Here is a 26,614-nt window from a genome sequence, read left to right as displayed (position 1 = left end):
CGGGCCACCCTCCCCTCGAGGGGGAGGGGTATCTCAGACAAGGGAGACAAAAAATGGTCGGCGCATCGAAGTCGGAAACGGGAGGCGGCCCGATCCGCTACGGCATGGTCGGCGGCGGGCAGGGCGCCTTCATCGGCGCGGTGCACAGGATCGCGGCGCGCATGGACAATGACTTCGTGCTGGTGGCCGGAGCGCTGTCGTCGAATCCGGAACGGGCAAAAGCTTCGGCCGCCGAACTCGGGCTCGATCCGGCGCGCAGCTACGGCTCCTATGCGGAGATGGCGAAGGCCGAGGCGAAGCGCCCGGACGGCATCGAGGCGGTGGCGATCGTCACGCCCAACAACGTGCATGTGCCGGCGGCCAAGGCCTTCCTCGAGGCCGGCATCCACGTCATCTGCGACAAGCCGCTCGCGACTTCGCTCGCCGAGGCGAAAAAGCTTGCCGCACTGGTCGAGAAGGCCGGCAAGGTGTTCGTGCTCACCCACAACTATACGGCCTATCCCATGGTGCGGCAGGCGCGCGAGATGGTGGCCAAGGGCATGCTGGGCGACATCCGCATCGTGCAGTCGGAATATCCGCAGGACTGGCTGACGGAAGATCTGGCCGCCACCGGCCAGAAGCAGGCGTCGTGGCGCTCCGACCCGAAGCAGGCCGGCGCCGGCGGCGCGCTGGGCGACATCGGCACGCACGCCTACAACCTCGCCCGCTTCGTCTCAGGGCTGGAACTCGATTCGCTTTCGGCCGACCTCGACGCCTTCGTGCCGGGCCGCCAGCTCGACGACAATGTCAACGTCATGTTGCGCTTCAAGCCGGTCGGCAACAAGCATCCGGCCAAGGGCATGATCTGGGCGAGCCAAGTGGCACCCGGCCATGAAAACGGGCTGAAGCTGCGCATCTATGGTTCCAAGGGCGGGCTTGAATGGGTGCAGGCCGATCCGAACTATCTCTGGTACACGCCGTTCGGGCAGCCCAAGCAGCTGCTCACCCGCGCTGGCGCCGGCGCGCTGCCGGTTGCCGGACGTGTGACGCGCGTTCCCTCCGGCCATCCAGAGGGCTATCTCGAAGGTTTTGCCAACATCTACCAGGAAGCCGCGCGAGCGATCCGGGCGGCGCGCAAGAAGGGCGGCAAGCTGGCTAGGGATGTCGTCTTCCCGACGATTGCGGACGGCGTCGAAGGCATGGCCTTCATCGAGGCCTGCGTGAAGTCGTCGAAGAAGAACGGGGCGTGGACTAAATTGTAGTCGCGAAGCGGCCGGATGAGGGGGAGTGAAAGAACCGGCGTTCAGCTGGCCGTCGAACGGGGAGGAATGTCGATGAAAATCGGCATGTGCATGTTCTTGTGGACGACGAGCGTCTCGAAGAAGCACGAGGCGCTGCTGAAGGACATCAAGGCGACCGGCTTCAACGGCGTCGAAATCCCGGTCTTCGCGGGCGTGCCCGACGACTACAAGAAGCTCGGCGAGATGCTCGACCGTATCGGCCTGGGGCGCACCGCGGTTTCGGCCATGGGCGATCCGGCGATGAACCTGATTTCGCCGGATGCGGCGACACGCAAGGCCGGCATCGACTACATGAAATGGGCGATCGACTGTAGCGCCGCCCTTGGCGCGAACAGGCTGAGCGGGCCGCTGCATTCGACGCTCGGCGCCTTTTCCGGCAGCGGGCCGACGGCGGCGGAGAAGAAGCGCTCGGTCGCCTCGCAGCGCGCCATCGGCGACCACGCCGGCAGGAAGGGCGTCATTATCGGCCTCGAGGCGCTCAATCGCTTCGAATGCTATCTGGTCAACACGATGGACGATCTGTCGGAGCATATCGATGCGATCGACCGGCCGCACATCAAGGCGATGTACGACACTTTCCATGCCAATATCGAGGAGGCCGATCCGATCGGCGCCTATACCCGCAACCGCCGAAATGTCGTCCATATCCATATTTCGGAGAACGACCGCGGCGTGCCGGGGCGCGGCAACATCCCGTGGAAGGAGACGTTTTCGGCCATCCGCAAGAGCGGCTATGACGACTGGCTGACCATCGAGTCCTTCGGCCGCTCGCTCAAAGATCTGGCAGCGGCCACCAAGGTGTGGCGCGACTTTGCCGAGAGCCCGGAGGCGGTTTATCGCGACGGGTATCGGCATATCAGGGATGGGTGGAGGAAGGCGGCGTAAGCTCTCTTTTCGTCATCCACGGGCGAAGCGGGAGCGAAGCGGACGCGGAGACCCGAGGATCCATGCTGTGACCTCGATGAAGAGCGCAGCGGAGCAGAATTTCTGCACCGCCGCAACGCGTCGAAGTCGTGGCATGGATCCTATGGTCTGCGCCGCGTCGCTTCGCTTCGCTCCTTGCTTCGCCATAGGATGACGAAGGCGCGCTGAGTCGCTGCCGATCGTAATGTCGGTTGACTAACCCTGCGCAGCCTGCAGCCGATTGTAGTCATGCAGCGTGCGGCTCAGCCTGCGGCGCAGGAAGTTCGAGATGTTGTCGAAGACGAAGACGACGAACAGCGTCAGCAGCACCATGTAGAAGACATTCGCCCAATTCGAATTGGTGCGCATGGCTTCCCATAATTTCAGGCCGATGCCGCCGGCGCCGACAGCGCCGATGATGGTGGCGCCGCGGGTATTCGATTCCCACTGGTAGAGCGTCTGGCTGATGAAGATCGGCACCACTTCCGGCAATACCCCGTAACGCTGCACAAGCAGGCCGTTGGCGCCGGTCGAGGCCACGCCTTCGCGCGGCTTGTCGTCGATGTTCTCCAGCGCCTCGGAATAGGTTTTGCCGAGCGTGCCGATCTCGGTGAAGAAGATCGCGGCACTCCCCGCGAGCGGGCCGGGGCCGAAGGCGCGGGTGAAGAACAGCGCCCAGATCAACATGTCGACCGAACGCATGAAGTCGAAGAAGCGTTTCAGCACCTGGCTGAGCAGGCCACTCGGCGTGATGTTGCGAGCGGCGAAGAAGGCAAGCGGGAAGGCGACGATGCCGCCGAGCAGCGTGCCGAGGAAGGCCATGACGATGGTCTGCAAAAGCTTCGTCCAGACGTCGCCATGCTGCCACTGGGCGTTGTTCCAGATGTTGTCGGCGGCTAAAGCGAGATTCGACGTTCCCGACTGAAGTTCAGGGCCAGAGACGATCAGCGAGAATACCTCGCCGGCCGATTTGCCGAAGAAGGGCGAGCGGGTGTCGAAGACGAAATTCGCCCAGCCGAGGAAGCGCTTGCGCACCTTGACGCGATCGACGGTGACGCGCACCTCGCCGACGAAGCCCATCTTGGCGACGACCTCGTCGTCATGCACGGTCACCCAGTTCGGCACCGGGCCGGACACTTCGGGCTTACCGTCGGTGAGCGAAACAAGCACCGTCTGGCCATTGGCGACAATCGTCGCCCTTGTCTTGTCGAAGGTGATGGACTTGGCCTCGCCGTCGATCTGCACGGTGAAGGTGCCGTCGGGATTCCTGATGACCCAGTCCGGATTGGGGTTCTCGCCAAGCGCCGAGAAGCGCGGATATTTCGGCGTGATCTGAGGCTGGTCGAGCCGGAATTCCGGCTGCAGGTCGTAGCTGATCCATTGCGACAGGAAGAGCGGCAGGCGCTCCCAATGCGATTCCTTCAACACCTGAGGAAGGCTGAAGAACCACAAGGCATAGGCGAGGTAGAGTACCGTGCCCGCGATCAGGACCAGCGGCCAGAAGCGCTTGTAGGCCGGCCGCTGGAATATCTGCGGGTGGCGTTCCTCGATCGCGCCGATGTCTTCGGCTGTCATGCCCATATCAAGCGCTCATCAGAAATGCCTGCTCGCCGACGAGCTTGCGGCGCAGCCAGGCGGAGAACTGGTCGACGAGGAAGATGGTGACGAAGAGAAGCAGGACCAGGGCCAGCGTCTTGGCGCCGAAGCCGCGCGAGATGGAAAGCTTCAACTCTTCGCCGATGCCACCGCCGCCGACCGCGCCCATGATGGTCGAAATGCGCACGTTGATCTCGATCCTGAGCAACGTATAGGACATGAAGTTGGGCAGCACCTGCGGCAGGTCGGCGAAGCGCACGCGCTCGATCCAGTTGGCGCCGACCGCGCGCAGCCCCTCTTCCGGGCGCATGTCGATGTTCTCGTTGATCTCGTAGAACAGCTTGCCCAGCGCGCCGATCGAATGCAGGCCGATGGCGATGATGGCCGCGACCGGGCCGATCGAGACGATGGCCGCGAACAGGCCGGCAATGACGATCTCGGGGAAGGCGCGCAGCAATTCCATGAAGCGCTTGACGACGAGCCGCAGGATCGGGCTCGGCGTCAGGTTGCGCGCGGCGATGAAGGAGAAAGGCACGGCAAAGACGAAGCCGATGAAGGTCGAGACCAGCGCTACGTTGACGGTGGTCAGCATCAGCTCGAAATATTCGGGGATGTAGAAGCCGCCCCAGACATAGACGCGACCGAGCGGGAAGTTGAATTCCTGCGTGCCCTTGTCATGCGGCGAGGCGATGTCGAACAGGGCCCGCCAGACGTCGTTCCAGTCCTTCGGGATCAGCCAGCTCAGGAAATCGAGTATATGCGGCAGCCGCTCGAAGAAATGGCCGGCATTGGCTTCGTCGGCAAACCACATGGTCGCGCACATGGCAACCAGCAGCAGGCCGACGCCGAGCGCGGTGTAGAAGCGGCGAAGCGAGGTCTGGCGCCGCCAGGCGTCGGCCTGCTGCCTTGTCGCTTCGGAATGGATTGTCGCTGAGGCTGTCATGATCGGGAATGCAAAAAGGGCGGCGTTTTGCAGCGCCGCCCTCTTTTCCTGATGCCGTCAGCCGCCGATCGCGGCTTTGCGGGCTTCGACGATGACGTTGTAGAAGTCCGGCTTGACCGGGACATAGCCGGTGAAGTCGCCGCCTTCGACGCCCTCGAAGCAGGGCTTGTCCTTGGCCGGCAGTGCGGTGAAGAAGTCGGTCAGCTTGGCGGTCAGCTCAGTGCCGAGCGCGGTGCGTACGACCAGCGGACCGTTCGGGATCAGGCCCGAGCGCCAGACTTCGACGAAGTCGTTCGGATCGACGGCGCCCTTGGCGACTTCCTTGTGGAAGGTGCCGGAGGTGTAGCCGTTCTTGAAGTCGCCGATGCCGGAGGAATCGTCCACCGCCACGTCGACCTTGCCGTCGCGGACGGCGAGGATGTTGTTCTCATGGCCGCCATTGAACTGGGTCGAGGCGAAGTAGGTCTCGTTGGAGGCGCCGGTGTCCTTCGGAATCTGGGTCAGCGGGATCAGATAGCCCGAGGTCGAATCCGGATCGGCATAGCCGAGCTTCTTGCCCTTGGCCGACTTGATGTCGGTGATGCCGGAAGTCTTCAGCGCCAGGCCGATCGAATAGTAGCCGGTCGAGCCGTCGGTCTGCTTGGTGGTGAGGATCGGGGTGACGGCGTTCGGGTCCTTGAGATAGACGCTGGCGTAGCCGGACGCGCCGAGCTCGGCGAAGTCGAGCGTGCCGCCGAGCAGGCCCTGGATGACGCCGTCATAGTCGGCGGCCGGGAACAGCGACACCTTCTCGAAGCCGAATTCGGCCTTCAGGTGGTCGGCAAGGCACTGGTAGTTGCGCAGACGGTCGGTTTCGTTCTCGCCGCCGAGGATGCCTACGCGGAATTCCTTGATGTCGGCGGCGTGAGCAGCACTTGTCGCCATGGCGAGCAGCGATACGGCGCCAAAAACCATTTTCCTGAACATTTGGACCTCTCTCCTGTTTTGCCGGCTTCGCGCCGGCAGCGTTCGAATTTTGAATTCAGCCTTTGACGCGGGCGGGCGATCCGGGTTGCTCTTATCGAAGTCCCCGATTTGCCCGGGACCATTTCGGTCCCGGGGTGATGGATTCAGTAGCCAGGGAAGGCCGGTTCGAGCGGTCCGGCGGATGCGGTGAGCTTCGGCTTGATGCTGACGCTGGTCGACGTGATGGCCTCGGTGATCTCGACGCCGTTGGCGTCGGCGCCATAGACGGTGCGCACGGCGTCGCGGTCGAGATCCTCGGGCGCGCCGTCGAAGACGACCTTGCCGGCGGCCATGCCGATGATGCGGTTGCAATAGGCGCGGGCGGTGTCCAGCGTGTGCAAATTGGTGACGACGGTGATGCCTTCGCGCAGATTGATGTCGCGCAGGGAATCCATCACCACCTTGGCGTTGAGCGGGTCTAGGGAGGCGATCGGCTCGTCGGCCAGCAGCACCTTCGGCTGCTGCATCATGGCGCGTGCGATCGCCACGCGCTGCTGCTGGCCGCCGGACAGCGTGCCGGCCGGCTGCAGCGCGGTGCGGGCGATGTCGAGGCGCTCGAGCGCGGCCACCGCCTCGGCGCATTCGGTGCGCGAGAACATGCCGAGCAGATTGGAGAAGGTGGAGCGGTGGTTGAGGCGGCCGAGCAGGACGTTGGTCAGCACGTCGAGGCGCGGCACCAGGTTGAACTGCTGGAAGATCATGGCGCAGTCGCGCTGCCAGCGGCGCAGCGGCGAGCCCTGCAGGCTGGAAACCTCGGCGCCGTCAAAAAAAATCGATCCTTGGCTGGGATCGATAAGACGGTTGATCATGCGCAGAAGCGTCGACTTGCCGGCGCCGGAGCGGCCGATGATGCCGACCATCTGGCCCTGCGGGATCGAGACGCTGATATCGCTGACAGCGGTGTTCTTGCCAAATCGTCGGGTTACGCCGCGGATTTCCAGCGTGGCCGATGATGCTGACATGGCAAGACTCCAGTCCGTCGCGGTTTGAAGGTCCGTTAACCTTCGCTAGCGCAGCCCCATGAAGCTGGGGTGTCGGATTGATGTCAGTTTTGTTACCGCCCACAGGCCATCCTTGTTTATGCATGTCGTTGTCCCAAAACCGCTGTGCACTTTTGGGCGACATGCATAGGCTAGCCAAGGACCAACAATTCCTCGAAATGCTTCATATCCTTGAAGCTGCAAAAGGCCGGCGGGCGCAATTCGATCACCGGAGCCTCGCGTTCGAGGAACGACAGGCAATCGTCGAACATATCCTGCCAGGCGGCCGCGCGTTCGTCGGCGAGGCGGCGGATCTGGTAGGCGAAAGTGATGTGGAAGACATACACGTCGTGGTCGGGATGGCGGTAGCCGAACGGCACCGACAGCGCATCGCGCCAGGCTTTGAGGATAAGCCGGTCCTCGTCCGTGGCGCCGGCTACTGTCAGGCCGTTCGGCGTGACGCCGATGGTCTTTATCTTGAAGGCGCCGTTGCCTTCAAAGCCCCGCAGGCGCTCGAGATAGAGACGCGCCATGTCGTCGACGCTGGCGTCGAGCGGCACATCGGCGGGCCAGTAGGGGAGCCGGCGGCGGTATTCGATGATGCCCTGGAACACGGTCATGTGCAGGCTGGAGATCGGCGTGAAGGCGAGGCGGTCGGCGTCCGGCATGGCGCGCATGCGGTCGCGCACCTCGATGACAGCGGCTTCGGAAGGAGAGCCCTGGACGAGGTGGCTGACTACCGTGTTGCCGGGCTCGAGGAGGAAGTTGCCCGACCTGTCGTAGCGGGTGCCGAGATGCACCGGCGGCGCCGGATTGGTGCCTTCGAAGAAGGAGGCGAGCGAAGGTCTGACTGTGGCGAGCATGAGCGATCTCCTTGGGGAGATGGCGTCCTGTCCGAGTCATGTGTCAAGGGTGTGAATGGTGAATGGGGCTTCCTAGCCCGATCCGCGTTGTCCGCCATTCACTATTGACCATTCACCATTCACCAGAATCAGCCGCCATACTTCTCCAAGAAAGCCTCGGCCGAGAGCTCGCGGAAATCGTCGAGCGCTGAACGCAGCCGGGCATGGTCCCAATCCCACCAGGCGAGCGCCTGGTAGCGCTCGGCGGTGCGGCGGTCGAAACGCTCGCGGATCGGTTTTGCCGGCACGCCGGGGACGATGGTGTAGGGCGCGACATCCTTCGAAACCACCGCACCCGCGCCGACCGCCGCCCCGTCGCCGACCGTCACGCCGGGCAGGATGGTCGAGCCGTGGCCGAGCCAGGTGTCGTGGCCGATGATGACGCGCTTGGCGCGCCGCTCTGCGAAGAATTCGCTCTCATGCTCGGCGTCGTCCCAATAGTCCGAGGCGCGATAGGTGAAGTGGTGCAGCGTCGGCCGCCAGGTCGGGTGGTTGGTGGCGTTGATGCGCACGGCGGCCGCGATGTTGGAAAACTTCCGAATGGTCGCGCACCAGACGGCGCAGTCCTGCATCATGTAGGAATAGTCGCCAAGCTCGCTTTCCGAGACCCGGCTGCGCTCGGCGATCTCGGTCCAGCGGCCGAGCTTCGAGTTCTCGACCTGCGCCGTCTCGTGCACCAGCGGCGTCTCGGACAATTTCCTTGTCATGCGGCGATCCTGCCTGCGGCAAAGGCGGTGACGTCGATGATGCGGTCGGCCACCGCGTCGCGCACGTCCTGGTCATGGAAGATGCCGAGCAGGGCGACGCCCGCCGCCTTCTTGGCGGCGATGAGCTCGACCACGACATCGCGGTTCCTGGCGTCAAGCGAAGCGGTCGGCTCGTCGAGCAAAAGGATCGGATGCTCGGTGATGAAGCCGCGCGCGATGTTGACGCGCTGCTGCTCGCCGCCGGAGAAGGTCGCCGGCGGCAGCGCCCAGAGCTTTTCCGGCAGGTTGAGCTGCGCGAGCAGGGTGCGTGCTTTCTCCCGCGCGCCTTCCCTGTCCTCGCCGCGCTCGACCAGCGGTTCGGCAACGACGTCCAGCGCCGAAACGCGCGGCACGGTGCGCAGGAACTGGCTGACATAGCCGATGGTATGGCGGCGCACGGAGAGCACCGTGCGCGGACTGGCCGAGGCAAGGTCGATCAGGCCACCCTCGTGCTGGACGATGATCTGGCCTTCGTCGACGGCGTAGTTGCCGTAGAGCATCTTCAGGATCGAGCTTTTTCCCGCGCCTGACGGGCCGCCAAGCACCGCGCATTCACCGGCTCGGATCGAAAAGGAGACGCCCGCCACCACCGGCAGCCTGACGCCATCGCGCAGATGCATGGTGAAGCTTTTCGCGACCTCGGAAACGACGAGAGGCGTTGGCATTAGAGGGGTCTCCTGTCGTTCGTTGGCGGGACAGCACCCCCCTCTGCCTTGCCAGGCATCTCCCCCTCAAGGGGGGAGATCGGCTGCCGCGTTCGGTTTCGCCACTCTCCCGCGTTGCAGAATGAGCGGGGCATGAAAGCTGCCGATCTCCCCCCTTGAGGGGGAGATGGCCGGCAGGCCAGAGGGGGGTGAACAAGCGCCATCATCAAACCTGTAGTATCGAGGAAACCAGCAACTGCGTGTATGGCGCGCGGGGGTCGTCGAGCACGCGGTCGGTGAGGCCGCTTTCGACGACGCGGCCGTCCTTCATCACCATCATGCGCTGCGACAAAAGCCGCGCCACGGCAAGGTCATGGGTGACGACGATTGCCGCGAGGCCGAGATCGGTGACGAGCCCGCGCAACAGGTCGAGCAGGCGCGCCTGCACCGAGACGTCGAGGCCGCCGGTCGGCTCGTCCATGAACACCAGGCGTGGCCCGGTCACCAGGTTGCGGGCGATCTGCAGGCGCTGGCGCATGCCGCCGGAAAAGGCGCGCGGCTCATCGTCGATGCGATCCTCGTCGATTTCGACGCGCGACAGCCAGTCGACGGCGGTGGCGCGGATCCTGCCGTAGTGGCGGTCGCCGACCGCCATCAGCCTTTCGCCGACATTGGCGCCGGCCGACACCGTCATGCGCAGCCCGTCGGCCGGGTTTTGATGGACGAAGCCCCAGTCGGTGCGCATGAGGAAGCGGCGCTCGGCCTCGCTCATGCGGTAGAGTTCGCGCCACTGGTCGTCACGCATGCGATAGCTGGCGGTGCCGGAAGAGGGCAGCAGCCTGGTCGACAGGCAGTTGAGCAGCGTCGTCTTGCCGGAGCCGGACTCGCCGACGACAGCCAGCACCTCGCCCGGCCAAAGATCGAAGCTGATGTTCTCGCAGCCGACCCGCGAGCCGTAGAATTTGGAAAGCGCCGAGACGCGCAGCAGCGGTTCGTCGGTCATTCGGCCTCCTTACCCTCCCCCATGCGGGGAGGGTCGGCGCGTAGCGCCGAGCTGGGGGTTGCAAGGGTTGTCGCCAGGTCACTCCCACCCGCGCCTTCGGCGCGACCTCCCCACAAGGGGGAGGTAGGGTCGCTGCGCCGTTTCTCGCAGTGGTCGGTGTCCGAGCAGACGAACATGTGGCCGCCATGGTCGTCGAGGATGACCTCGTCGAGATAGACATTCTCGGCGCCGCACAACGCGCAGGGTTGGTCGAAGGTCTGCACCTCGAAGGGATGGTCCTCGAAATCGAGGCTGACGACATCGGTGAAGGGCGGCACCGCATAGATGCGCTTCTCGCGGCCGGCGCCGAAGAGCTGCAAAGCCGGCGAACGATGCATCTTCGGATTGTCGAATTTCGGCGTCGGCGACGGATCCATCACATAGCGGCCCTCGACCTTGACCGGATAGGCGTAGGTGGTGGCGATGCGGCCGTGCTTGGCGATGTCCTCGTAAAGCTTCACATGCATGAGGCCGTATTCCTCCAGCGCATGCATCTTGCGCGTCTCGGTCTCGCGCGGCTCGAGGAAGCGCAGCGGCTCGGGGATCGGCACCTGGAAGACCAGCACCTGGCCTGCGGTGAGCGGATGCTCGGGGATGCGGTGGCGGGTCTGGATGATCGTCGCCGTCGCGGTCTCGGTGGTGACGGCGACATTGGCGACCTTTTTGAAGAAGGCGCGGATCGAGACCGCGTTGGTGGTGTCGTCGGCGCCCTGATCGATGACCTTCAGCACATCATCCGGGCCGATGATCGAGGCGGTGACCTGTACGCCGCCGGTGCCCCAGCCATAGGGCATCGGCATCTCGCGCGAGGCGAAGGGCACCTGGTAGCCGGGAATGGCGATGCCCTTGAGGATGGCGCGGCGGATCATCCGCTTGGTCTGTTCATCGAGATAGGCGAAGTTGTAGGTGGCGATGTCGGTCATGGCGATCACGTCCGCTTCATGCTATCGAATTGGCGTCCAGGGAGGCAGGGCCAAATGAGCTCTACCGGATGGATGCATCTCGGAGTGCTGTTGCTGGTCTTCGCCGGCGTTGCCGCGTTTGCGCTTCGCAGGATGTTTCTTCCTGCGCCAAAGGATGCCCCGCAGGGCGAGACCGTTAGCGGAGCCAGCGGCTACGCAGGAAGCAGTGCCAGTTCGCCAGATGGCGGCGGTCACGCAGGCGGCTTCTAGTATCATTCCGCGGCCTCCCTCTTCTCTTCCACCTTGTCCTCATTTTCCCGCGCCTCGTATTCGGCGCGCATGCGGCGGACCAGGTCGAGCTCGGCCTGGAAGTCGACATAGTGCGGCAGCTTCAAATGCTCGACGAAGCCGGTCGCATGGACATTGTCGGAGTGCGAGATGACGAACTCCTCGTCCTGCGCGGCGGCAATCACATCCTCGCCAAGCTCGCTCGCGCGCAGCGCCCGGTCGCACAGCGCCATGGCCATCGCCTTGCGCTCGCTCTGCCCGAAGACCAGACCGTAGCCGCGGGTGAATTGCGGCGGCGCCTTGGCCGAGCCCCTGAACTGGTTGACCATCTGGCACTCGGTGACGCGGATGGATCCCAGCGGCACGGCGAAAGGCAGTTCCGGCACGTCGAGTTCCAGCTCGACCTCGCCGATGCGCACTTCGCCGACGAAGGGGTGGTTGCGGGCATAGCCGCGCTGCGTCGAATAGCCGAGCGCGAGCAGGAAGCCTTCGTCGCCGCGCGACAGCGCCTGCAGGCGGATGTCGCGCGCCATCGGGAACTGCAGCGGCTCGCGGGTGATGTCGCCGGGCACATGGTCCAGCGGCATGTCGCCATCGGCTTCGATCAGGCCTTCGTGGGCGAGGATCGAGGAGACGCGCGGCATGGCCTCCGCTCCGGCTTCGCGTTGCGCGGGCGCCTCGACATCGGCGCCGGCGGCAAGCTCCGGATCGAGCAGCCGGTGGGTATAGTCGAAGGTCGGGCCGAGCACCTGGCCGCCGGGCAGGTCCTTGTAGGTCGCCGACACGCGCCGCTCGATCTGCATGGCGCCGGTGTCGACTGGGCTGGTATAGCCAAAGCGCGGCAACGTGGTGCGGTAGGCGCGCACCAGGAAGATCGCTTCGATCATGTCGCCGCGCGCCTGGACGACGGCCAAAGCCGCGAGCTCGCGGTCATAGAGCGAGCCTTCGCTCATCACCCGGTCGACGCCGAGCGCCAACTGCTCGACGATCTGGTCGAGGCGCAGCGCCGGCACCGAGCGGTCGCCGCGGCGGCGGTCAGCCAGCAGGCGATGGGCGTTGGCAATTGCGGCTTCGCCGCCTTTCACCGCGACATACATGTCATGCCTCCATCGTCTTGATGAGGGTGGTGCGCGGCAAGCAGGCGAGGTGGCCGGGTGCCGCCAGGATGATGTCGACGCCGCGCGGGAAACGCTGGTTGTTCTGCTTCCACTGCTCGACGAAATGGCGCGGCATGCCTGTCGGCGCGATCATCGATGTCTTCTCGATGCCGGGTCCTTCGAGCAGCAGCGACGGACCGGAGGCGAGATCGTCGACCAAAAGGATCAGCGTCGTTGAGCGGTCGGGATATTCTTGCGTGCCTTGCGAAAAGCCGTCGAGCGCCGCCATCTCCGCCGGGTTGGCGACAAACGCGAAATGCGCGTCGGGGGGCGTGTTGGCCAAGGGCGCGCCGGTGTGAAAACCGAGCCAGGCCTTTACGGAAGCTTCGGCCTGCAGCCGCGGGTCGAGCCAGATCGGCGTGTCGTTGTCGCAGAGCGCCAGCACCACGGCGCCGGCAGTCGCCGACAGCGGCGCCGGCGGATGGGCGAGCGAAGACAGCGCCTGGACGCTGCCCGGGCGCGCCATGGCATCCATGATGGCGCGGAATACGGCCTGGGCGTTGAAGACGGGATCGGCGAAGCCGCCCTCGATCGATTGCGTGGCGATATCCATCAGTCCTCTCCGCGCACCATGGTGAAGAAATCCACTTTCGTGGCCGCCGTCTCGCCGCGCCGCGTCTCGCGCGCCGCCTCGAGTGCAGCGCGCAACGGCACGACGAGCTTGGTCTCGACCGCTTCGCGATGGGCCGAGTCCTGCCAGAGCGCGTCGGCGATCGCCGCGAGCTTCGCCTTCTTCTTGTCGCGGCCGAGCGCATAGGAATGGCCGACCTGTCCGGACGGCAGCCGCACCGTGGCGCGGGTGACGGTCGCCTCGCCGACATCGAAGGGTGCGCCGCCGCCGCCGATCCGCCCGCGCACCGTCACCAATCCGGTTGCCGGGCCGCGCAGCAGTTCGGCTTCCGAGGGCAGGCCGGAGCCGCTCCAAAGCCGCGCGATCTCATCGGGCGCTGCGTGCGCCAGCGTCGCCATCACAGCCTTCCGCTCGGCCTGCTCGCGCGCTTCCTGTCCTCGCATCGCTTTCGCTCCTCGCATAGATAATTTGTCTATTGATATAGACAACTATACAAATTATACTCACCAGTTAGCGGGAGTCCATGACGGGTGGATGACAAGAGGCGCAAAAGTTAGCGGGAAGACGTTGGGGTGGGGAGATGATCGGGCTGGCGAGCAGCATCGAGAGGCGCAACGGCGTATCGCTGTGGCGGCAGATCGCCGACAGGATCCTGCAGGGAATCGCGAATGGCGATTTCGTGGAGAATGCGGCGCTGCCGCCTGAGGTTGCGCTGGCAGAGCGCTACGGCGTCAACCGCCACACGGTGCGCAACGCCATTGCCGCGCTGGTGCAGGAAGGCGTGCTGAGGGCCGAGCAGGGGCGCGGCACCTTCGTCTTGTCGCGCAAGCGTCTGTCCTATCCGATCGGCGCGCGCACGCGCTTTTCGACAGGGCTTCAGGGCCAGACGACCGAACGCCATATCGCCTTGCTTTCGTCATCGACGGAGCCGGCCAACCGGCGCATCGCCGAGGCGCTCGGCATTGCCAGAGGATCCGCCGTGATCCGTCTGGAAACGCGCGGCGAGGCCGACGGGCATCCGGTGTCGCGGGCGACGACATGGTTCGACGCCAAGCGCTTTGCCGGCATCGAGACGACGATGGCTGAGACGGGATCGATCACCGCCTCGCTCAAGCGCTTCGCCATCAACGATTATCTGAGGCACTCAACGGTGCTGTCGGCGCGTCACGCCGATGCGGACGACCTTGCCGATCTCGACCTCCAGCCCGGCGCCATCGTGCTGGTCACCGTTGCCGTGAACGTCACGCTCGACGGCCAGCCGATCCAGTTCGCCGAGTCGCGTTTCCCGGCGGAGAGGGTGGAGCTCAAGCTGTCGGTCAACGATTAGTCGCGTCTCACCCGACCTCGATGACGGCCTTGATCAGCCCGGATTTCTCATGCGCCCATCGCGCAAGATCACGTGGTGTTTCGCCAAGCGTCGTGCGATGCGTGACGAGCTTCGCCAGCGGCACGGCGCCGTTCCGGATCGAGGCGGCGACGTGGTCGAAATCGGCACGGAGCGCATTGCGGCTGCCGACCAGGGTCATCTCACGCTTGTGGAATTCGGGGTCGGAGAAGGTGATGTCGTCCTTGACGACGCTGACCAGCACCAGTGTGCCGCCATGCGCGACATGGGCGAAGGCCGATTGCACCGACTGCGTGTTGCCGGTGGCGTCGAACACGATGTCGAAGCCTTCGCCGCCGGTCGCCTGCCGCACCGGTTCGGCCGCCGGCGCTTTCGAGCCGTCGAGCGCGGCAAAACCCAGCTCGCTTTCGGCGAAACGGAGCCGCTCGGTGCTCATGTCGAGCAGGCCGACGTCGAGCCCGGCGATGCGTGCAAACAGCGCCGTGCCGAGGCCGATCGGACCGGCGCCGATGACCAGCGTGCGCTGGCCGGGCGCGCCAAGCGACCGCCGCACGGCGTGCGCGCCGATCGCCAGGAATTCGACCGCCGCCGCATCGGCCAGCGAGAGGCCGTTTGCCGGGTAAAGGTTTTGCGCCGGCACCAGGACCTCGTCGCACATGGCGCCGTCGCGATGCACGCCCAGCACCTCGATGCTGACGCAGCAATTCGGCTTGCCGTGCCGGCAGGCGATGCACTTGCCGCAGGCGAGATAGGGATTGATGATCACAGGTTCGCCGACGGCGAGGACGACGCCTTCACCTCTCTCCACGACCGTGCCCGAGACCTCATGGCCCATGATGCGCGGATAGGCGAGGAAAGGGTGCTTGCCTTCGAAGATGTGGTAGTCGGTGCCGCAGATGCCGACATGGCTGACCGCCACCCGCGCCCAGCCGGCAGGCGGCGTCCCCGGCGCCGGGCGGTGCTCGAGAACAAGATCGCCGGGCGAGCGGCAGACGACGGCTTTCATGCGCAAATCCAGTATTTGCTAGACCGCCGGCCGGTGGCTGAGCCGGGCCGGCGCTCATGTTTCAAAGATGGTTCACTTGCCGCGACGGCGCAGGCCGTCGAAATAAACGATGACGATGATCAGCAGGCCGGTGATGACGCGCTGCCAGAAGGTGTTGACGTTGAGCAGGTTGGCGCCGTTGTTGATCGTCGAAAGGATGAAGGAGCCGATCAGCGGGCCGTGCACCGAGCCTATGGCGCCGAACAGCGAGGTGCCGCCGATTACCGACGAGGCGATGGCCTGCAGTTCATAGGTGTCGCCCTGCGTCGGGTTGCCGATGCCGATGCGCGATGCGAGCAGCACGCCGACGAAAGCGGCGAGCAGGCCGGACAGGATATAGGCCATGAAGATGGTGCGCGGGACGTTGACGCCCGACAGGCGCGCGGCCTCCGCATTGGAGCCGACCGAGAACAGATAGCGGCCCCAGCGCGTGTGATGCAGGAAGACATAGGACGGTATGGCGACCAGAATCACCATCCAGAAGAGATAGGGGATGCCGAGCAGCGAGCCGCGCGAGAAGGCCTGGAACGGATCGCTGTTGATCGAGATCGAGTTGCCGTTGGTCATCAGCAAGCCGATGCCGCGCAGCGAGGTCATGGTGGCCAGCGTGATGATGAAGGGCGGCAGACCCATCTTGACGATGCCGAAGCCATGGAACAGGCCGATGGCGACGCCGGCCAGCAAGGTGATCAGCACGGCCGCCCAGATCGGCCAGCCGGCATTGATCAACAGCGCAACAATGACGGTGGTGAAGCCGACGACGGCGCCAACCGAGAGGTCGATGCCGCCGGTGATGATGACGAAGGTCTGGCCGACCGCGAGGATGGCGATCAGCGAACCCTGGCGCAAAAGGTTGGTGATGTTGAGCGCCGTGGCGAAGGAAGGCGTGGCGACAGCCAGCACGACCCACATCAGCAGCAACAGGCCAAGCAGCGTCAGCCCGAACAGGGCATTGAAATTGCGCTTGGGTTTTTCGGCGGCGATCGCCTCGGTGGTCATTTTTGTCCTCCCGATTTTTCTTGTTTCTCGGCCAGTGCCTGACCCAAAATGTCCTCGTGGCTTGCGGTGCGGAAACCATGCGTGGCGACCAGCTTGCCGCGCCGGAACACGTGCAGCGTGTCGGCCAGCTCATAGACCTCGGGCAGATAGGACGAGATCAGGATGATGCCGGCGCCCTTGGACAGAAGCGTCGAGAACAGGCGATAGATCTCGGCCTTGGTGCCGACATCGACGCCGACCGTCGGCTCGTCGAAGATGAACAGCTTGGCGCCGTGCGCCAGCCACTTGCCGATGACGATCTTCTGCTGGTTGCCGCCCGAGAGGCTGGAGGCGAGCGCATTGCGCGTCGGCGTCTTAATGCGCAGGTCGGCGATCTGGCGGTCGGCCTCGGCCTTCTCCTTCGCATTGGAGATCAGAAGATTGTTCGAGATGCGCTTGTAGATCGGCAGGTTGAGGTTCATGCCGACCGGCAGGTTGAGGCAAAGGCCCTGGTCACGGCGGCTTTCCGGCGCCAGCGCCATGCCGAGCCGGATCGCATCGTGCTCGGAGTTGACCTGCACCTCCTTGCCTTGCCACAGGATCTGGCCGGCCGACTTCCTGTGGCGGCCATAGAGCGTGGTGACGAACTCGCTGCGGCCGGCGCCGATCAGGCCGTAGAGGCCGACGATCTCGCCGGCGCGGACGGTCACCGAGACGTTTTCGAAACCCCTGCCGGAAAGGTTCCTTGTCTCGACGATCGTCGTTCCCGGCGTGAAATGCTCCTTGTGGTAGATCTGTTCGATCGAGCGGTTGATCATCAGCTTGACCAATTCCGGCTCGCTGGTCTCGGCGATGTTGCGGGTGCCGACAAGGGTGCCGTCGCGCAGCACTGAGACGCGGTCTGCGAGCTCGAACACTTCCTCCATGCGATGGCTGATATAGATGATAGTGACGCCTTCGCCCTTCAGCCGGCGGATCAGCTTGAAGAGCTGGTCGGCTTCCTTGCGGGTGAGATAGGCGGTCGGCTCGTCGAAGATCAGGAATTTTGTGCCGCGCACGGTGGCGCGGGCGGCGGCGATCAGCTGCTGCTGGCCGATGGTGAGGTCGCCGAGCATGACATGCGCCGGCAGGTCGAAGCCGAGGCCGTCGATGATCTTCTGCGCCTCTTTCACCATCGCGCGCTGCTGCAACAGGCCGAAGCGGGAATTCTCCTCGCCGAGGAACATGTTGGCGGCGACGGTGAGGTGGCGGCACAGCACGACCTCCTGGTGGACGGCATTGATGCCGAGCGCCATCGCCTCGTGGGGCGTGGCGAGCGCCTCGGGCTTGCCTTCCCAGATGACCTCGCCGGAGGTGCGCGGCATGACGCCGGTGAGCAACTTGATGAGCGTCGATTTGCCGGCGCCGTTCTCGCCGACGATGGCGTGGATCTCGGCTGCCTTGAAGGCAAGGTTCACCGGTTTCAGCGCATGCGTGCCGGGATAGCGCTTTTCGAGCCCATTGAGTTCCAGGATCGTCCTGCCGGGCTCCAGCGTGGGTGCGGGGTGCAGTTCCTGCGCCGTCGACGTCATGACAGTCCTCCCAGATTGATCTCAACCGTTGGGTACGCGGCGATGCGTCTGGCGTGCATCTTGAAGGCGAAGCCTAAAGCGGTTCAGCTTCTAATGAAACGCCGACCCGCTTTAGGAGTTTGTACTCGCGCAATTCCGGACGGAACACGGCTTCGCACTTTTTCTGGAATTGCTCCGTAGCAAGCCGGCGAATTTCCAAGCCTTTCCGCGGCGGATGTTTCCGGGGCGTCGCGGCCCCGGAAACGATTGGCGCGATGCCGCTCAGTTGAGCTTCGGGTTGAGCAGCGCGTCGATCTTCGGATCCTTCATGTTGTCCTTGGTGACGAGGTTGGCGCCGGTGTCGACATTGGCCTCGACCTTCTCGCCCTTCGAGGCGGCGAGCGCGGTCTTCACGCCGTCGTAGCCCATCCGGTACGGATCCTGGACGACGAGGCCGGAGATGACGCCGTCGTTCAAGAACTTGATCAGCTTCTCGTCGCTGTCGAAGCCGATCAGCGCTACCTTGCCGGCAAGGCTGTTCTCAGCGATCGCCTGGCCGACGCCCTGCGCCATGATCAGGTTGGAGGCGAAGATGCCCTTGAGGTCCGGATTGGCGGTGATCAGGTCGGTCGCGATGTTGAGGCCCGTGGTGGCCTGGCCGTCGGCATATTTGTCGGCGACGAGCTCGAGGCTCGGATATTTCGCCTTTAGCTGTTCCTTGAAGCCCTGGGCGCGCTGTTCGAGCGAACCGGCGCCCGGCAACGCGGTGATCAGCGCAACCTTGCCTTCGACCTTGCCGCCATTGGCGGCGCCGATCGCAGCCGCCAAACCGTCAGCCGCGACGCGGCCGCCCTGGACGTTGTCGGTGGTCAGGAAGGAAGTGAACGCCTTGGATTCGGCGCTGGAGTCGATGCCGATGACCTTGACCTTGCTCGCCGCTTCGTCGATCGGCTTGCCGAGCGCCTTGGCTTCGGTCGGCGCGATCACAACTGCGGCCGGATTGCCGGCGACCGCGTTCTCGAGGATCGAGATCTGGCCGTTGACGTCGGTCTCGGCCTGGGCGCCGAGTTCCGGCACGTTGACGCCGAGGTCCTTGCCGGCCTTGCGGGCGCCGGCCAGCACGATCTGCCAGTAGAAGGAGGTGGTGTCCTTGACGATGATCGGGATGGTTACGTCGGCCGCCGAGGCGGGTGCCGAATGCATCGCGCCGGCGAGCATCGAGGCGGCGGCGAGAGCCACGAAGGCGCGGCGGTTGAGAAGGCTGGTCACGAATTTCATTAGGTTCCTCCCTAAAGGTCGCCCGGTGAAGGTTCGGAAGCTCCATCTGGATAGGCGCGAGCCAAACAGAACTTTATCAATAAAAAACATTTGCCGCCTTTTGATAGTGCATCGCCCCGGCCGATGCAAGCGGTGTTTGGTGTCGTTTGCGTAATGATGGCGGGGGCGGGATCCGCTCTGCCGGCTCCTCTCCGGCGGCACTCAGATGCTTCCGTTCCTCCTTTCCAATATGGAATGAAAATTCCATAAATCCGTCAATTGGAATATTCATTCTTTTTCGGGAATCGCACGATTTTGAAGCAAGGCCGGGCACGCGGCCGGCAAGCGCGACCGCCGGCATCTCAGCCGAGCTGCTGGACGATCGTGTGAGGATCATATTTGGCGAATTCAGCCGCCGGCACCTTGATGTCGAGCAGTTCGAGATTGCGCGTCAGATTGGCGGGCTTGGCTGTGCCGATCAGCACCGAGGCAACGACAGGCTCGTGCAGAGGGAACTGGAACGCAGCAGCGGCCAGCGGGTAGCCACCTTCCGCGGCGATCTTTTCCATCGCGCCGACCCGGTCGAGAATATCCCTGCTCGCCGGCAGGTAATCGAAATGCGCGCCGTGCACCGGGCCCGTCGCCAATATGCCTGAGTTGAAGACGCCGCCGATAATCAGCGAGGTCTTGCGCTCGCGGCAGAGCGGCAGCAACTCCGCCTCCGCGCTGCGGTCGAGCAGCGTGTAACGGCTGGCGAGCAGGATGCAGTCGAGCGGCGCGCGGCGGAGCACGTCGAGGCAGATCTGGACTTCGTTGACGCCGAGGCCGTAGGCCGAGATCGTGCCGGACGACTTCAGCTCTTCCAGCGCCTTCAGCCCGCCTTCCATCAGCTGGCGGAAATGGATTTTCGTCGCCTCGACGCCATGCGTATAGGTGCCGATGTCGTGGACGAACAATATATCGATCTTGTTGAGGCCGAGCCGCGCGTAGGAAAAATCCACCGAGCGCATGATGCCGTCGTAGGAATAGTCGTAGTCGAGCGCGAAGGGCAGCGGGTCGACATAGGAGTGATCGGGAACCTGATCCTCCGGCACCGGCCGGAACAGGCGCCCGACCTTGGTCGAAAGCACATAGGAGGAGCGCGGCTTCTCACGCAGGAAATCGCCGGTCCGGCGCTCCGACAGGCCGAAGCCGTAGAAGGGCGCGGTGTCGAAATAGCGCAGGCCGCCGTCCCAGGCGGTCTGCAGCGTTTCCATCGCGGGCTCGCGCGGACAGGCGCGATAGAGCCCGCCGATGGCCGCACCGCCGAAACTGATCTCGGTCACTTCGAGCGCGGTCGCGCCGATCCGGCGTTTGTTCATCAAAGCCTACCCCTTTGCCGTTCGACCGGCGTTATTTTGACAGGACTTAGAGCGTCGCCCCGAGATGCCAGGGCACGAACTCGTTGTCGCCGTAGCCGAACGCTTCGCTCTTGGTCTTGCGGCCGGAGGCCGTCTCGATGATCAGCTCGAAGATCTCGCGGCCCATGCCGGCGATGGTCTTCTCGCCTGAGGCTATGACGCCGCAATTGACGTCCATGTCCTCTTCCATCTGGTGGTACATGGTCGAGTTGGTGGCGACCTTGATCGACGGCGTCGGCCGGCAGCCGAAGCAGGAGCCGCGGCCGGTGGTGAAAACGATGACGTTGGCGCCGCCGGCGACCTGGCCGGTGGCCGAGACCGGGTCGTAGCCGGGCGTATCCATGAACACCAGGCCGTGCCCGCTGACCTTCTCGGCATAGCCGAAGACGCCGTTGAGCGGCGTCTGGCCGCCCTTGGCGACGGCGCCCAGCGACTTCTCAAGGATGGTGGTCAGGCCGCCGCGCTTGTTGCCGGGCGAGGGGTTGTTGTCGATCGAAGCGCCATGCTTGGCGGTATGGTCCTCCCACCACTTCACATAGCTGTCGAGCTTGGCGGCGATCTCGGGCGAGGCGGCGCGGTAGGCTAGCAGATGTTCGGCGCCGTAGATCTCGGTGGTTTCCGACAGGATCCCGATGCCGCCGCAGCCGGCGAGGATATCGACCGCTGCGCCCAGCGCCGGGTTGGCGGTGATGCCGGACATGCCGTCCGAGCCGCCGCACTGCAGGCCGACGACGATCTCGCTGACCGGTATCGGCTCGCGCTGCAACTGGCCGACTTCCTCGGCGATCTCGGCCAGCACGCCCATCGCCTTCTCGACCGATTTGCGCGAGCCGCCGGCCTCTTGGATGTTGAAATGCCGCTTTCCGGCAGCGACGCCTTTCTGGCCGTAGAGGGTGAGCTGGTTGACCTCGCAGCCGAGCCCCACCATCAACACGCCGCCGAAATTCGGATGGCGCGCATAGCCTGCGAGCGTGCGGTGCAGAACCATCATGCCGTCGCCGGTGGCGCTCATTCCGCAGCCCTGGCCATGGACGATCGGCACGAAACCGTCGATGCCGGGATATTTCGGCAAAAGCGTGCGGTTGGCCTCGTCGGCGATCGCATGGCAGACGGTGGATGAGCAATTGACGCTGGCGATGATGCCGATGAAGTTGCGCGTTCCCGCGCGACCGTCGGCGCGTCGGTAACCCATGAAGGTGCGCTTGCGGTCGGCCTCGGTGGCATGCTCGGCCTCGCTCGGCGGCACGACCGGCAGGCGCCCGCTCTCGAAGACCAGATTGTGCGAGTGGACGTGCTCGCCCGGCGCGATGGCTTGAGTGGCGCGGCCGATCGCCTGCGCGTACTTCACCACCGCTTCGCCCGCCGCGATCGGCTTGATCGCCACTTTGTGCCCGGGTTCGATCGCAGCCGCCGCCAGCGCGCCTCCGGGCAACGCCGTGCCGATCTCGATGCGGCCATTGGCGACTGCGACATTGTCGGCGGGGGAAAGAAGGATGGTATTTGCGGCGTTCACGAGCGGCTGTCCTGGGTAAACCTGGGAGTGCGGGCGGATTGACATACGCCCGTTTGAGGATAATGTCTTTTATCGTGAAAAAACATTTTTGCGTCAATTGTTTTTTCATCGCGGGGCGGCGTGCGCCCTTGGGTGCATGGTTGCCCGTTTGGCAGGGCCGGCGAAATTCGATTCCGCATTTCGGAGGCTTGCGCTAGGAACACCGATCATATCGCGCTTCCGGCCGGCCGCCGCAAGCGTTGGGGGATACGGGGCATGTCGAAGAGCAACAACGTCTACAAGGACGCCTTCAACCGCGGACTGCGGCTGCTCGACGAAACCAAGAGCCTGCCGTCGGAGCCCGAGCTCGGCACGCTGCTCGGCGTCAGCCGCACCACGGTGCGCAGCATCCTTTCGCGCATGGAGGAGACCGGGCTGATCGCCTGGAACAAACGCAACAAGACGGTGCTGAGATCGCCGCGGCCGGACGATTTCTTTCCCGAGGAAGAGACCGATTCGCTGGCCGAGATCATCGAGCGCTCCTTCATGCGCCGGCTGCTTGCCGAGGGCGCCGAAGCGGGCATGCAGATCAACGAACTGGAGCTGGCGCGCGAGATCGGCGTCGGCACCACCAGCGTGCGGGAATTCCTGATCCGCTTCTCGCGCTTCGGGCTGATCGAGAAGCGGCGCAACAGCCATTGGGTGCTGAAAGGCTTCACACGGGCCTTTGCGCTGGAACTGACCGAGATCCGGGAAATGTTCGAGCTGCGCTCGGCCGCCGCCTTCGTCGCACTGCCGGAGGATAGCGCGGTCTGGGCCGATCTCGACCGGCTGGAGGTCGAACATCGTCAACTGGCCAGCGAGATCGCCACGCGCTTTAACGAATTCTCCGAGCTCGACGAGCGCTTCCACCGGCTGATCCACCGCGCCTCGCACAACCGCTTCATCGTCGATTTCTACGATGTGATCGCGATGATCTTCCACTATCACTATCAGTGGAACAAGGCGCAGGAGCGCGAGCGCAACGAGGTCGCGGTCCAGGAGCATCTGGCCTATATCGCGGCGTTGAAATCGCGCGATCCGGGCAAGGTGGACGCCGCCTGCCGGAAACATCTGAAGTCGGCGCGCCAGACGCTGCTGAGCTCGATTCCGGAAGGGCGCCAGCTACAGCCCGCCTGATGAGACGCATCGCGCCGCGTTGCCGCAGCCTGGTTTTGCCGATTTTGCGGCTTCCGGCCCCATGCTAGGGTCAGCCGAGTTGCTGGAAAGAGGCAGTCCGTTGAATATCCGGCTGAGACGATGGAGGATGCCGGCCGCGTTGGTCGCGGCGCTGCTGCTGTTGCTCCAGTCGGCGCTTGGCGCCTTCGCCTTCGGCGCACCTTCACAGCTCGATGCCTTCGGCAACGTCATCTGCACCCATGACGGGGCGGTCAAGCTTCCGGGCGGCGATCCGCACCAGCAGCACATGCCGGCCTGCTGCTCGCTCGGCTGCAGCATGGTTTCGCCCGCGCATCTGCCGCCGCCGGACAGCGGCGCGCTTGCCCGGATCTCGGCCTTCGAAGCAGTTGCTTTCCCGCCCCCGGCTTTCCGGCATCTCGATTTCGCCCGCGACCGCTCTCCCGCCAATCCGCGAGCGCCACCGGCAACGGTCTGACGAAAACCCGCGAAACCTTTCGCGGGCGCATTCATCCAAGATCAGACTGCTCGCGACCGCATGACGGCGCGATCTCATACCCATGGAGCAACCATGTCCAATCTTCTTCCTGTAGCGCGTGCGCAAGCTCGTCCGCGCGGTTTCGAACAGCTCGGCCTTGCCGCGTTCGTCCTCCTTATCCTGTTGGCCTGCGTTCGCGGCGCCCTGGCACATGAATTCAAGGCCGGTGACCTCGAGATCGGGCACCCGTGGTCGCGCGCCACGCCTCCGGGCGCCAAGGTGGCCGGCGGCTATTTCACCGTCACCAACAAGGGCAGCGCGCCGGACCGGCTGCTGTCGATTTCCTCCGATATTTCGGACACGGCCGGGGTGCATGAAATGGGCGTCAAGGACGGCGTCATGACCATGCGGCCGATCAATGGCGGGCTCGAGATCCCCGCCGGTGGAAAGATCGCGCTCAAGCCCGGCGGCTTTCACGTGATGTTCATCGGCCTCAAGCGGCAGCCCAAACAAGGCGAAAAGTTCCCGGCGACGCTAACCTTCGAGAAGGCCGGCAGCGTCACCGTCGAGTTCGCTGTCGAAGGCATGGGCGAGACGGAGATGGACGATCACGTCGAGTGATCCGTTATCCGCGCCATTCGAATTCAGAGGGACATTCATGAAAAAACATCTTTTGGCGGCCGGCGCGCTTTTCGCGCTCGGAACCAATGCCGCGCTCGCGCACATCACGCTCGAAACCCAGGAAGCGGCCGTCGGTTCGACCTACAAAGCTGTTCTACGCGTGCCGCATGGCTGCGAAGGCAAGGCGACGACCGCGGTTCGCGTGCAAATCCCGGAAGGCGTCATTTCGGTCAAGCCGATGCCGAAGCCCGGCTGGACGCTGCAGATCAAGAAAGGCAGGTACGAGAAGTCCTATCAGCTCTATGGCGAGACACTGACCACCGGCGTCAAGGAAATCGACTGGAGCGGCGGCAACCTGCCCGACGACTTCTATGACGAGTTCGTCTTCCGCGCTTCGCTGGCGGCCGATCTGCCCGCGGGCCAGATGCTCCATTTCCCGGCGGTGCAGGAATGCGGCGACGCCGCGGATCGTTGGATCGAGATTCCGGCGGCGGGACAGGATGAGGAAGCGCTGGAAAATCCGGCGCCCGGCATCAAATTGCTGCCGAAGAAATGATCTCTTGATGGCGCGTCCCATTCGGGCGCGCCATCGCTTCTCGAAAGACCGCATGAACGCAGCAACTTTCCCAACCCGCCCGAGCGGCATCCGCATCGGGCCAGTCAGCAGCGGCCTGGTCGCGGCTCTCGTGCTGATGACGCTGCTGGTGCTGCCATGCCGCGCACTTGCGCACGCAGCGCTGGTCGCGACCGATCCGGCCGATGGCACGGTGTTGGTGCGGAGTCCGGCGCATTTTTCGCTGACCTTCAGCGAGCCGGTCTCGCCGCTGGTCCTCACCCTGGTGCGGCCGGATGGCACGCGGCTTGCGCTGACCTCCTTTCGCCTCAACTACCGGACCGTCGAGGTCGACAATCCCGAGACGCTCAAATCCGGCACGCATGTGCTGAGCTGGCGGGTGATCTCGGAGGACGGCCATCCCGTCGGCGGCTCGGCGCTGTTTTCCGTCGGCGCGCCAAGTGCGACGCCAGAGACGGGCGAAGCCGTCGACTGGTCGCTGCGCACGGCGATCTGGATCGGCAAGCTCCTTCTCTATGCCGGCCTCTTTCTCGGCGTCGGCGGCGCCTTCTCGCTCGCCTGGCTCGCCGTACACCGGCGGTGCGGCCGGCGCTTCGTCATCAGCGCTCTGCTCTGCGGACTGGTCGCCGCTCCGGTTTCGCTCGGCTTGCAGGGGCTGGACGCGCTTGGCGCGCCGCTCGCCGGTCTCGCCGCGCCGGCCGTCTGGCGGACAGCGCTCGAGACGAGCTTCGGGTGGATGGTGCTTGTCGCCCTGATCGCGCTTGGGCTTGCATTGCTATCCCTCGTCGGACCGCGCGCTCCTCGCAAGCTGCTTGCGCTCGCCGGGCTCGTCGGCGTGGGCACGGCACTTGCCGCCAGCGGCCACGCCAGTGCCGCCGAGCCGCAATGGCTGACGCGGCCCCTGGTGTTCCTGCACGGTGCGGCCATCGCCTTTTGGACGGGCGCGCTGGCGCCGCTCGGCCTTGCCTTGCGGTTCCAGCCGGCGGAGGCGCAGGTTTTCCTGCGACGGTTCTCGCGCGCCATCCTGCCCGTGGTCGCCGTGCTCGCCGCAAGCGGCATCGTGCTGGCGATCATCCAGGTGCAGACACCGGCTGCATTGATCAACACCGCCTATGGCCGCCTGCTGCTGCTGAAGCTCGCCTTGCTGCTGTTCCTGTTCACGCTCGCCTCCGTCAACCGCTGGACGCTGACCGCGCCGGCCGAAGCGGGCGACACGGAGGTGCAACGACGGCTGGTGCGCTCGATCGGCATCGAGACGCTGATCGTGCTCGCCATCTTCGGCGTCGCCGCCGGCTGGCGCTTCACGCCGCCGCCGCGCGCGCTGGCGATCGCCGCGGCGCAGCCGGTGTCGGTCCATATCCATACGCTGCAGGCGATGGCCGACCTCAGCATCACGCCCGGCCACGCCGGTCAGGTGGCCGCTTCGATGGTCATCATGACCGGCGATTTCGGTCCGCTCGACGCCAAGGCGGTGACGCTGGTACTGTCGAAGCCGGATTCCGGCATCGAGCCGATCAAGCGGCCGGCGACGAAACCCGGCGACGGCACCTGGCGGGTCGACAATCTCGTTATTCCACTGCCCGGTCGCTGGAACGCTCGGCTTGATATCCTCGTTTCGGATTTCGAGTTAGTGAAGATCGAGGCACCAATCGAAATTCGATCCGATTAGTCCGCCCTTCTCGCAATGATACAATTCGGCGAGGCGGTTGACGCGGTCGCGAAGGCCCGTCAATCATCCT

Annotated in this window: 27 protein-coding genes; 8 read left to right on the top strand and 19 right to left on the bottom strand. The window is 64.6% G+C overall.

Annotation, left to right across the window (positions count from 1 at the left end; translation table 11 throughout):
• The first annotated feature begins 53 nt into the window (after positions 1-53).
• Both AU465_RS22545 and AU465_RS22540 read left to right on the top strand, forming a co-directional pair.
• Positions 54-1,241 (top strand): Gfo/Idh/MocA family protein, encoded by a 1,188-nt coding sequence (locus AU465_RS22545; protein WP_192253191.1) that lies wholly within the window; start codon positions 54-56, stop codon positions 1,239-1,241.
• Between the two features lie 72 nt (positions 1,242-1,313).
• Entirely contained in the window at positions 1,314-2,165 is an 852-nt protein-coding gene (locus AU465_RS22540; protein ID WP_192253188.1) for a sugar phosphate isomerase/epimerase family protein, read from the top strand.
• Positions 2,166-2,399: 234 nt separating this feature from the next.
• Here the strand turns inward: AU465_RS22540 and phnE (AU465_RS22535) are convergent, their stop codons facing one another.
• The 12 genes from phnE (AU465_RS22535) to phnG all read right to left on the bottom strand — a co-directional run bounded on the left by phnE (AU465_RS22535) (position 2,400) and on the right by phnG (position 13,402).
• A complete protein-coding gene (phnE, locus tag AU465_RS22535) occupies positions 2,400-3,758 on the bottom strand; it encodes a phosphonate ABC transporter, permease protein PhnE (RefSeq protein WP_246506325.1) in 1,359 nt (452 codons plus the stop codon).
• A gap of 7 nt (positions 3,759-3,765) precedes the next feature.
• Complete coding sequence (gene phnE, locus AU465_RS22530) at positions 3,766-4,722, bottom strand: phosphonate ABC transporter, permease protein PhnE (protein WP_192253182.1); 957 nt, start codon at positions 4,720-4,722, stop codon at positions 3,766-3,768.
• Between the two features lie 57 nt (positions 4,723-4,779).
• Positions 4,780-5,688, bottom strand: a complete 909-nt coding sequence (gene phnD / locus AU465_RS22525; protein WP_192253179.1) for a phosphonate ABC transporter substrate-binding protein — start codon at positions 5,686-5,688, stop codon at positions 4,780-4,782.
• Between the two features lie 143 nt (positions 5,689-5,831).
• On the bottom strand, positions 5,832-6,689 hold the full coding sequence (gene phnC, locus AU465_RS22520; RefSeq protein ID WP_192253177.1) for a phosphonate ABC transporter ATP-binding protein: 858 nt from the start codon (positions 6,687-6,689) through the stop codon (positions 5,832-5,834).
• Between the two features lie 170 nt (positions 6,690-6,859).
• Complete coding sequence (locus tag AU465_RS22515) at positions 6,860-7,570, bottom strand: DUF1868 domain-containing protein (protein ID WP_192253174.1); 711 nt, start codon at positions 7,568-7,570, stop codon at positions 6,860-6,862.
• Between the two features lie 128 nt (positions 7,571-7,698).
• Positions 7,699-8,316, bottom strand: coding sequence for a DapH/DapD/GlmU-related protein (locus tag AU465_RS22510; RefSeq protein WP_192253171.1), 618 nt, complete (start codon positions 8,314-8,316; stop codon positions 7,699-7,701).
• Positions 8,313-9,020 (bottom strand): phosphonate C-P lyase system protein PhnL, encoded by a 708-nt coding sequence (gene phnL / locus AU465_RS22505; protein ID WP_192253168.1) that lies wholly within the window; start codon positions 9,018-9,020, stop codon positions 8,313-8,315. Before phnL ends, AU465_RS22510 begins: the two co-directional genes overlap by 4 nt.
• 205 nt (positions 9,021-9,225) lie before the next feature.
• Positions 9,226-10,002, bottom strand: coding sequence for a phosphonate C-P lyase system protein PhnK (gene phnK, locus AU465_RS22500; protein ID WP_192253165.1), 777 nt, complete (start codon positions 10,000-10,002; stop codon positions 9,226-9,228).
• Positions 9,999-10,964 carry an alpha-D-ribose 1-methylphosphonate 5-phosphate C-P-lyase PhnJ gene (locus tag AU465_RS22495; protein WP_281396858.1) on the bottom strand — a complete coding sequence of 322 codons (966 nt, stop codon included), beginning with the start codon at positions 10,962-10,964 and terminating at the stop codon, positions 9,999-10,001. The genes phnK and AU465_RS22495 overlap by 4 nt, the downstream gene beginning before the upstream one ends.
• Before the next feature lie 251 nt (positions 10,965-11,215).
• Positions 11,216-12,328 carry a carbon-phosphorus lyase complex subunit gene (locus AU465_RS22490; RefSeq protein WP_192253162.1) on the bottom strand — a complete coding sequence of 371 codons (1,113 nt, stop codon included), beginning with the start codon at positions 12,326-12,328 and terminating at the stop codon, positions 11,216-11,218.
• Between the two features lies 1 nt (position 12,329).
• A complete protein-coding gene (gene phnH, locus AU465_RS22485; protein WP_192253158.1) occupies positions 12,330-12,941 on the bottom strand; it encodes a phosphonate C-P lyase system protein PhnH in 612 nt (203 codons plus the stop codon).
• The gene (phnG, locus tag AU465_RS22480; RefSeq protein ID WP_192253154.1) at positions 12,941-13,402 is read right to left on the bottom strand and encodes a phosphonate C-P lyase system protein PhnG; all 462 of its coding nucleotides are present in this window, start codon (positions 13,400-13,402) and stop codon (positions 12,941-12,943) included. Before phnG ends, phnH begins: the two co-directional genes overlap by 1 nt.
• A gap of 137 nt (positions 13,403-13,539) precedes the next feature.
• Here phnG and phnF point away from each other — a divergent pair, with 137 nt between their 5' ends.
• Positions 13,540-14,286 (top strand): phosphonate metabolism transcriptional regulator PhnF, encoded by a 747-nt coding sequence (gene phnF / locus AU465_RS22475; RefSeq protein ID WP_192253151.1) that lies wholly within the window; start codon positions 13,540-13,542, stop codon positions 14,284-14,286.
• Positions 14,287-14,293: 7 nt separating this feature from the next.
• Here the strand turns inward: phnF and AU465_RS22470 are convergent, their stop codons facing one another.
• From AU465_RS22470 to AU465_RS22440, 7 genes are all read right to left on the bottom strand, one after another.
• A complete protein-coding gene (locus tag AU465_RS22470; protein ID WP_192253148.1) occupies positions 14,294-15,310 on the bottom strand; it encodes a zinc-binding alcohol dehydrogenase family protein in 1,017 nt (338 codons plus the stop codon).
• 72 nt (positions 15,311-15,382) lie between these two features.
• Positions 15,383-16,348: an ABC transporter permease gene (locus tag AU465_RS22465; RefSeq protein WP_192253145.1), complete on the bottom strand. Its 966-nt coding sequence runs from the start codon at positions 16,346-16,348 to the stop codon at positions 15,383-15,385.
• Entirely contained in the window at positions 16,345-17,898 is a 1,554-nt protein-coding gene (locus tag AU465_RS22460) for a sugar ABC transporter ATP-binding protein (protein WP_192253142.1), read from the bottom strand. The genes AU465_RS22465 and AU465_RS22460 overlap by 4 nt, the downstream gene beginning before the upstream one ends.
• A gap of 261 nt (positions 17,899-18,159) precedes the next feature.
• Positions 18,160-19,155 carry an ABC transporter substrate-binding protein gene (locus AU465_RS22455; protein ID WP_192253139.1) on the bottom strand — a complete coding sequence of 332 codons (996 nt, stop codon included), beginning with the start codon at positions 19,153-19,155 and terminating at the stop codon, positions 18,160-18,162.
• 76 nt (positions 19,156-19,231) lie between these two features.
• A complete protein-coding gene (locus tag AU465_RS22450; RefSeq protein WP_192253136.1) occupies positions 19,232-19,495 on the bottom strand; it encodes a hypothetical protein in 264 nt (87 codons plus the stop codon).
• A gap of 1 nt (position 19,496) precedes the next feature.
• Entirely contained in the window at positions 19,497-20,495 is a 999-nt protein-coding gene (locus tag AU465_RS22445) for an aldo/keto reductase (protein ID WP_192253133.1), read from the bottom strand.
• A 46-nt stretch (positions 20,496-20,541) separates the two neighbouring features.
• On the bottom strand, positions 20,542-22,092 hold the full coding sequence (locus AU465_RS22440; protein ID WP_210325205.1) for a UxaA family hydrolase: 1,551 nt from the start codon (positions 22,090-22,092) through the stop codon (positions 20,542-20,544).
• A 210-nt stretch (positions 22,093-22,302) separates the two neighbouring features.
• Here AU465_RS22440 and AU465_RS22435 point away from each other — a divergent pair, with 210 nt between their 5' ends.
• The 5 genes from AU465_RS22435 (at position 22,303) to AU465_RS22415 (ending at position 26,544) form a co-directional block, all read left to right on the top strand.
• Positions 22,303-23,205, top strand: a complete 903-nt coding sequence (locus AU465_RS22435; protein WP_192253127.1) for a GntR family transcriptional regulator — start codon at positions 22,303-22,305, stop codon at positions 23,203-23,205.
• Between the two features lie 127 nt (positions 23,206-23,332).
• A complete protein-coding gene (locus tag AU465_RS22430) occupies positions 23,333-23,680 on the top strand; it encodes a DUF2946 family protein (protein ID WP_192253123.1) in 348 nt (115 codons plus the stop codon).
• A 93-nt stretch (positions 23,681-23,773) separates the two neighbouring features.
• Positions 23,774-24,301: a copper chaperone PCu(A)C gene (locus AU465_RS22425; protein WP_192253120.1), complete on the top strand. Its 528-nt coding sequence runs from the start codon at positions 23,774-23,776 to the stop codon at positions 24,299-24,301.
• A 37-nt stretch (positions 24,302-24,338) separates the two neighbouring features.
• A complete protein-coding gene (locus tag AU465_RS22420) occupies positions 24,339-24,857 on the top strand; it encodes a YcnI family copper-binding membrane protein (RefSeq protein WP_192253116.1) in 519 nt (172 codons plus the stop codon).
• A gap of 52 nt (positions 24,858-24,909) precedes the next feature.
• Complete coding sequence (locus AU465_RS22415; protein WP_192253113.1) at positions 24,910-26,544, top strand: copper resistance CopC/CopD family protein; 1,635 nt, start codon at positions 24,910-24,912, stop codon at positions 26,542-26,544.
• The last annotated feature ends 70 nt before the right edge of the window (positions 26,545-26,614 follow it).

The sequence above is a fragment of the Mesorhizobium silamurunense genome, assembly GCF_014843905.1.
GTDB lineage: Bacteria > Pseudomonadota > Alphaproteobacteria > Rhizobiales > Rhizobiaceae > Mesorhizobium > Mesorhizobium silamurunense.
The sequence above is the reverse complement of the archived record's forward strand: the minus strand, read 5'-3'. Positions and strand labels throughout refer to the sequence as shown.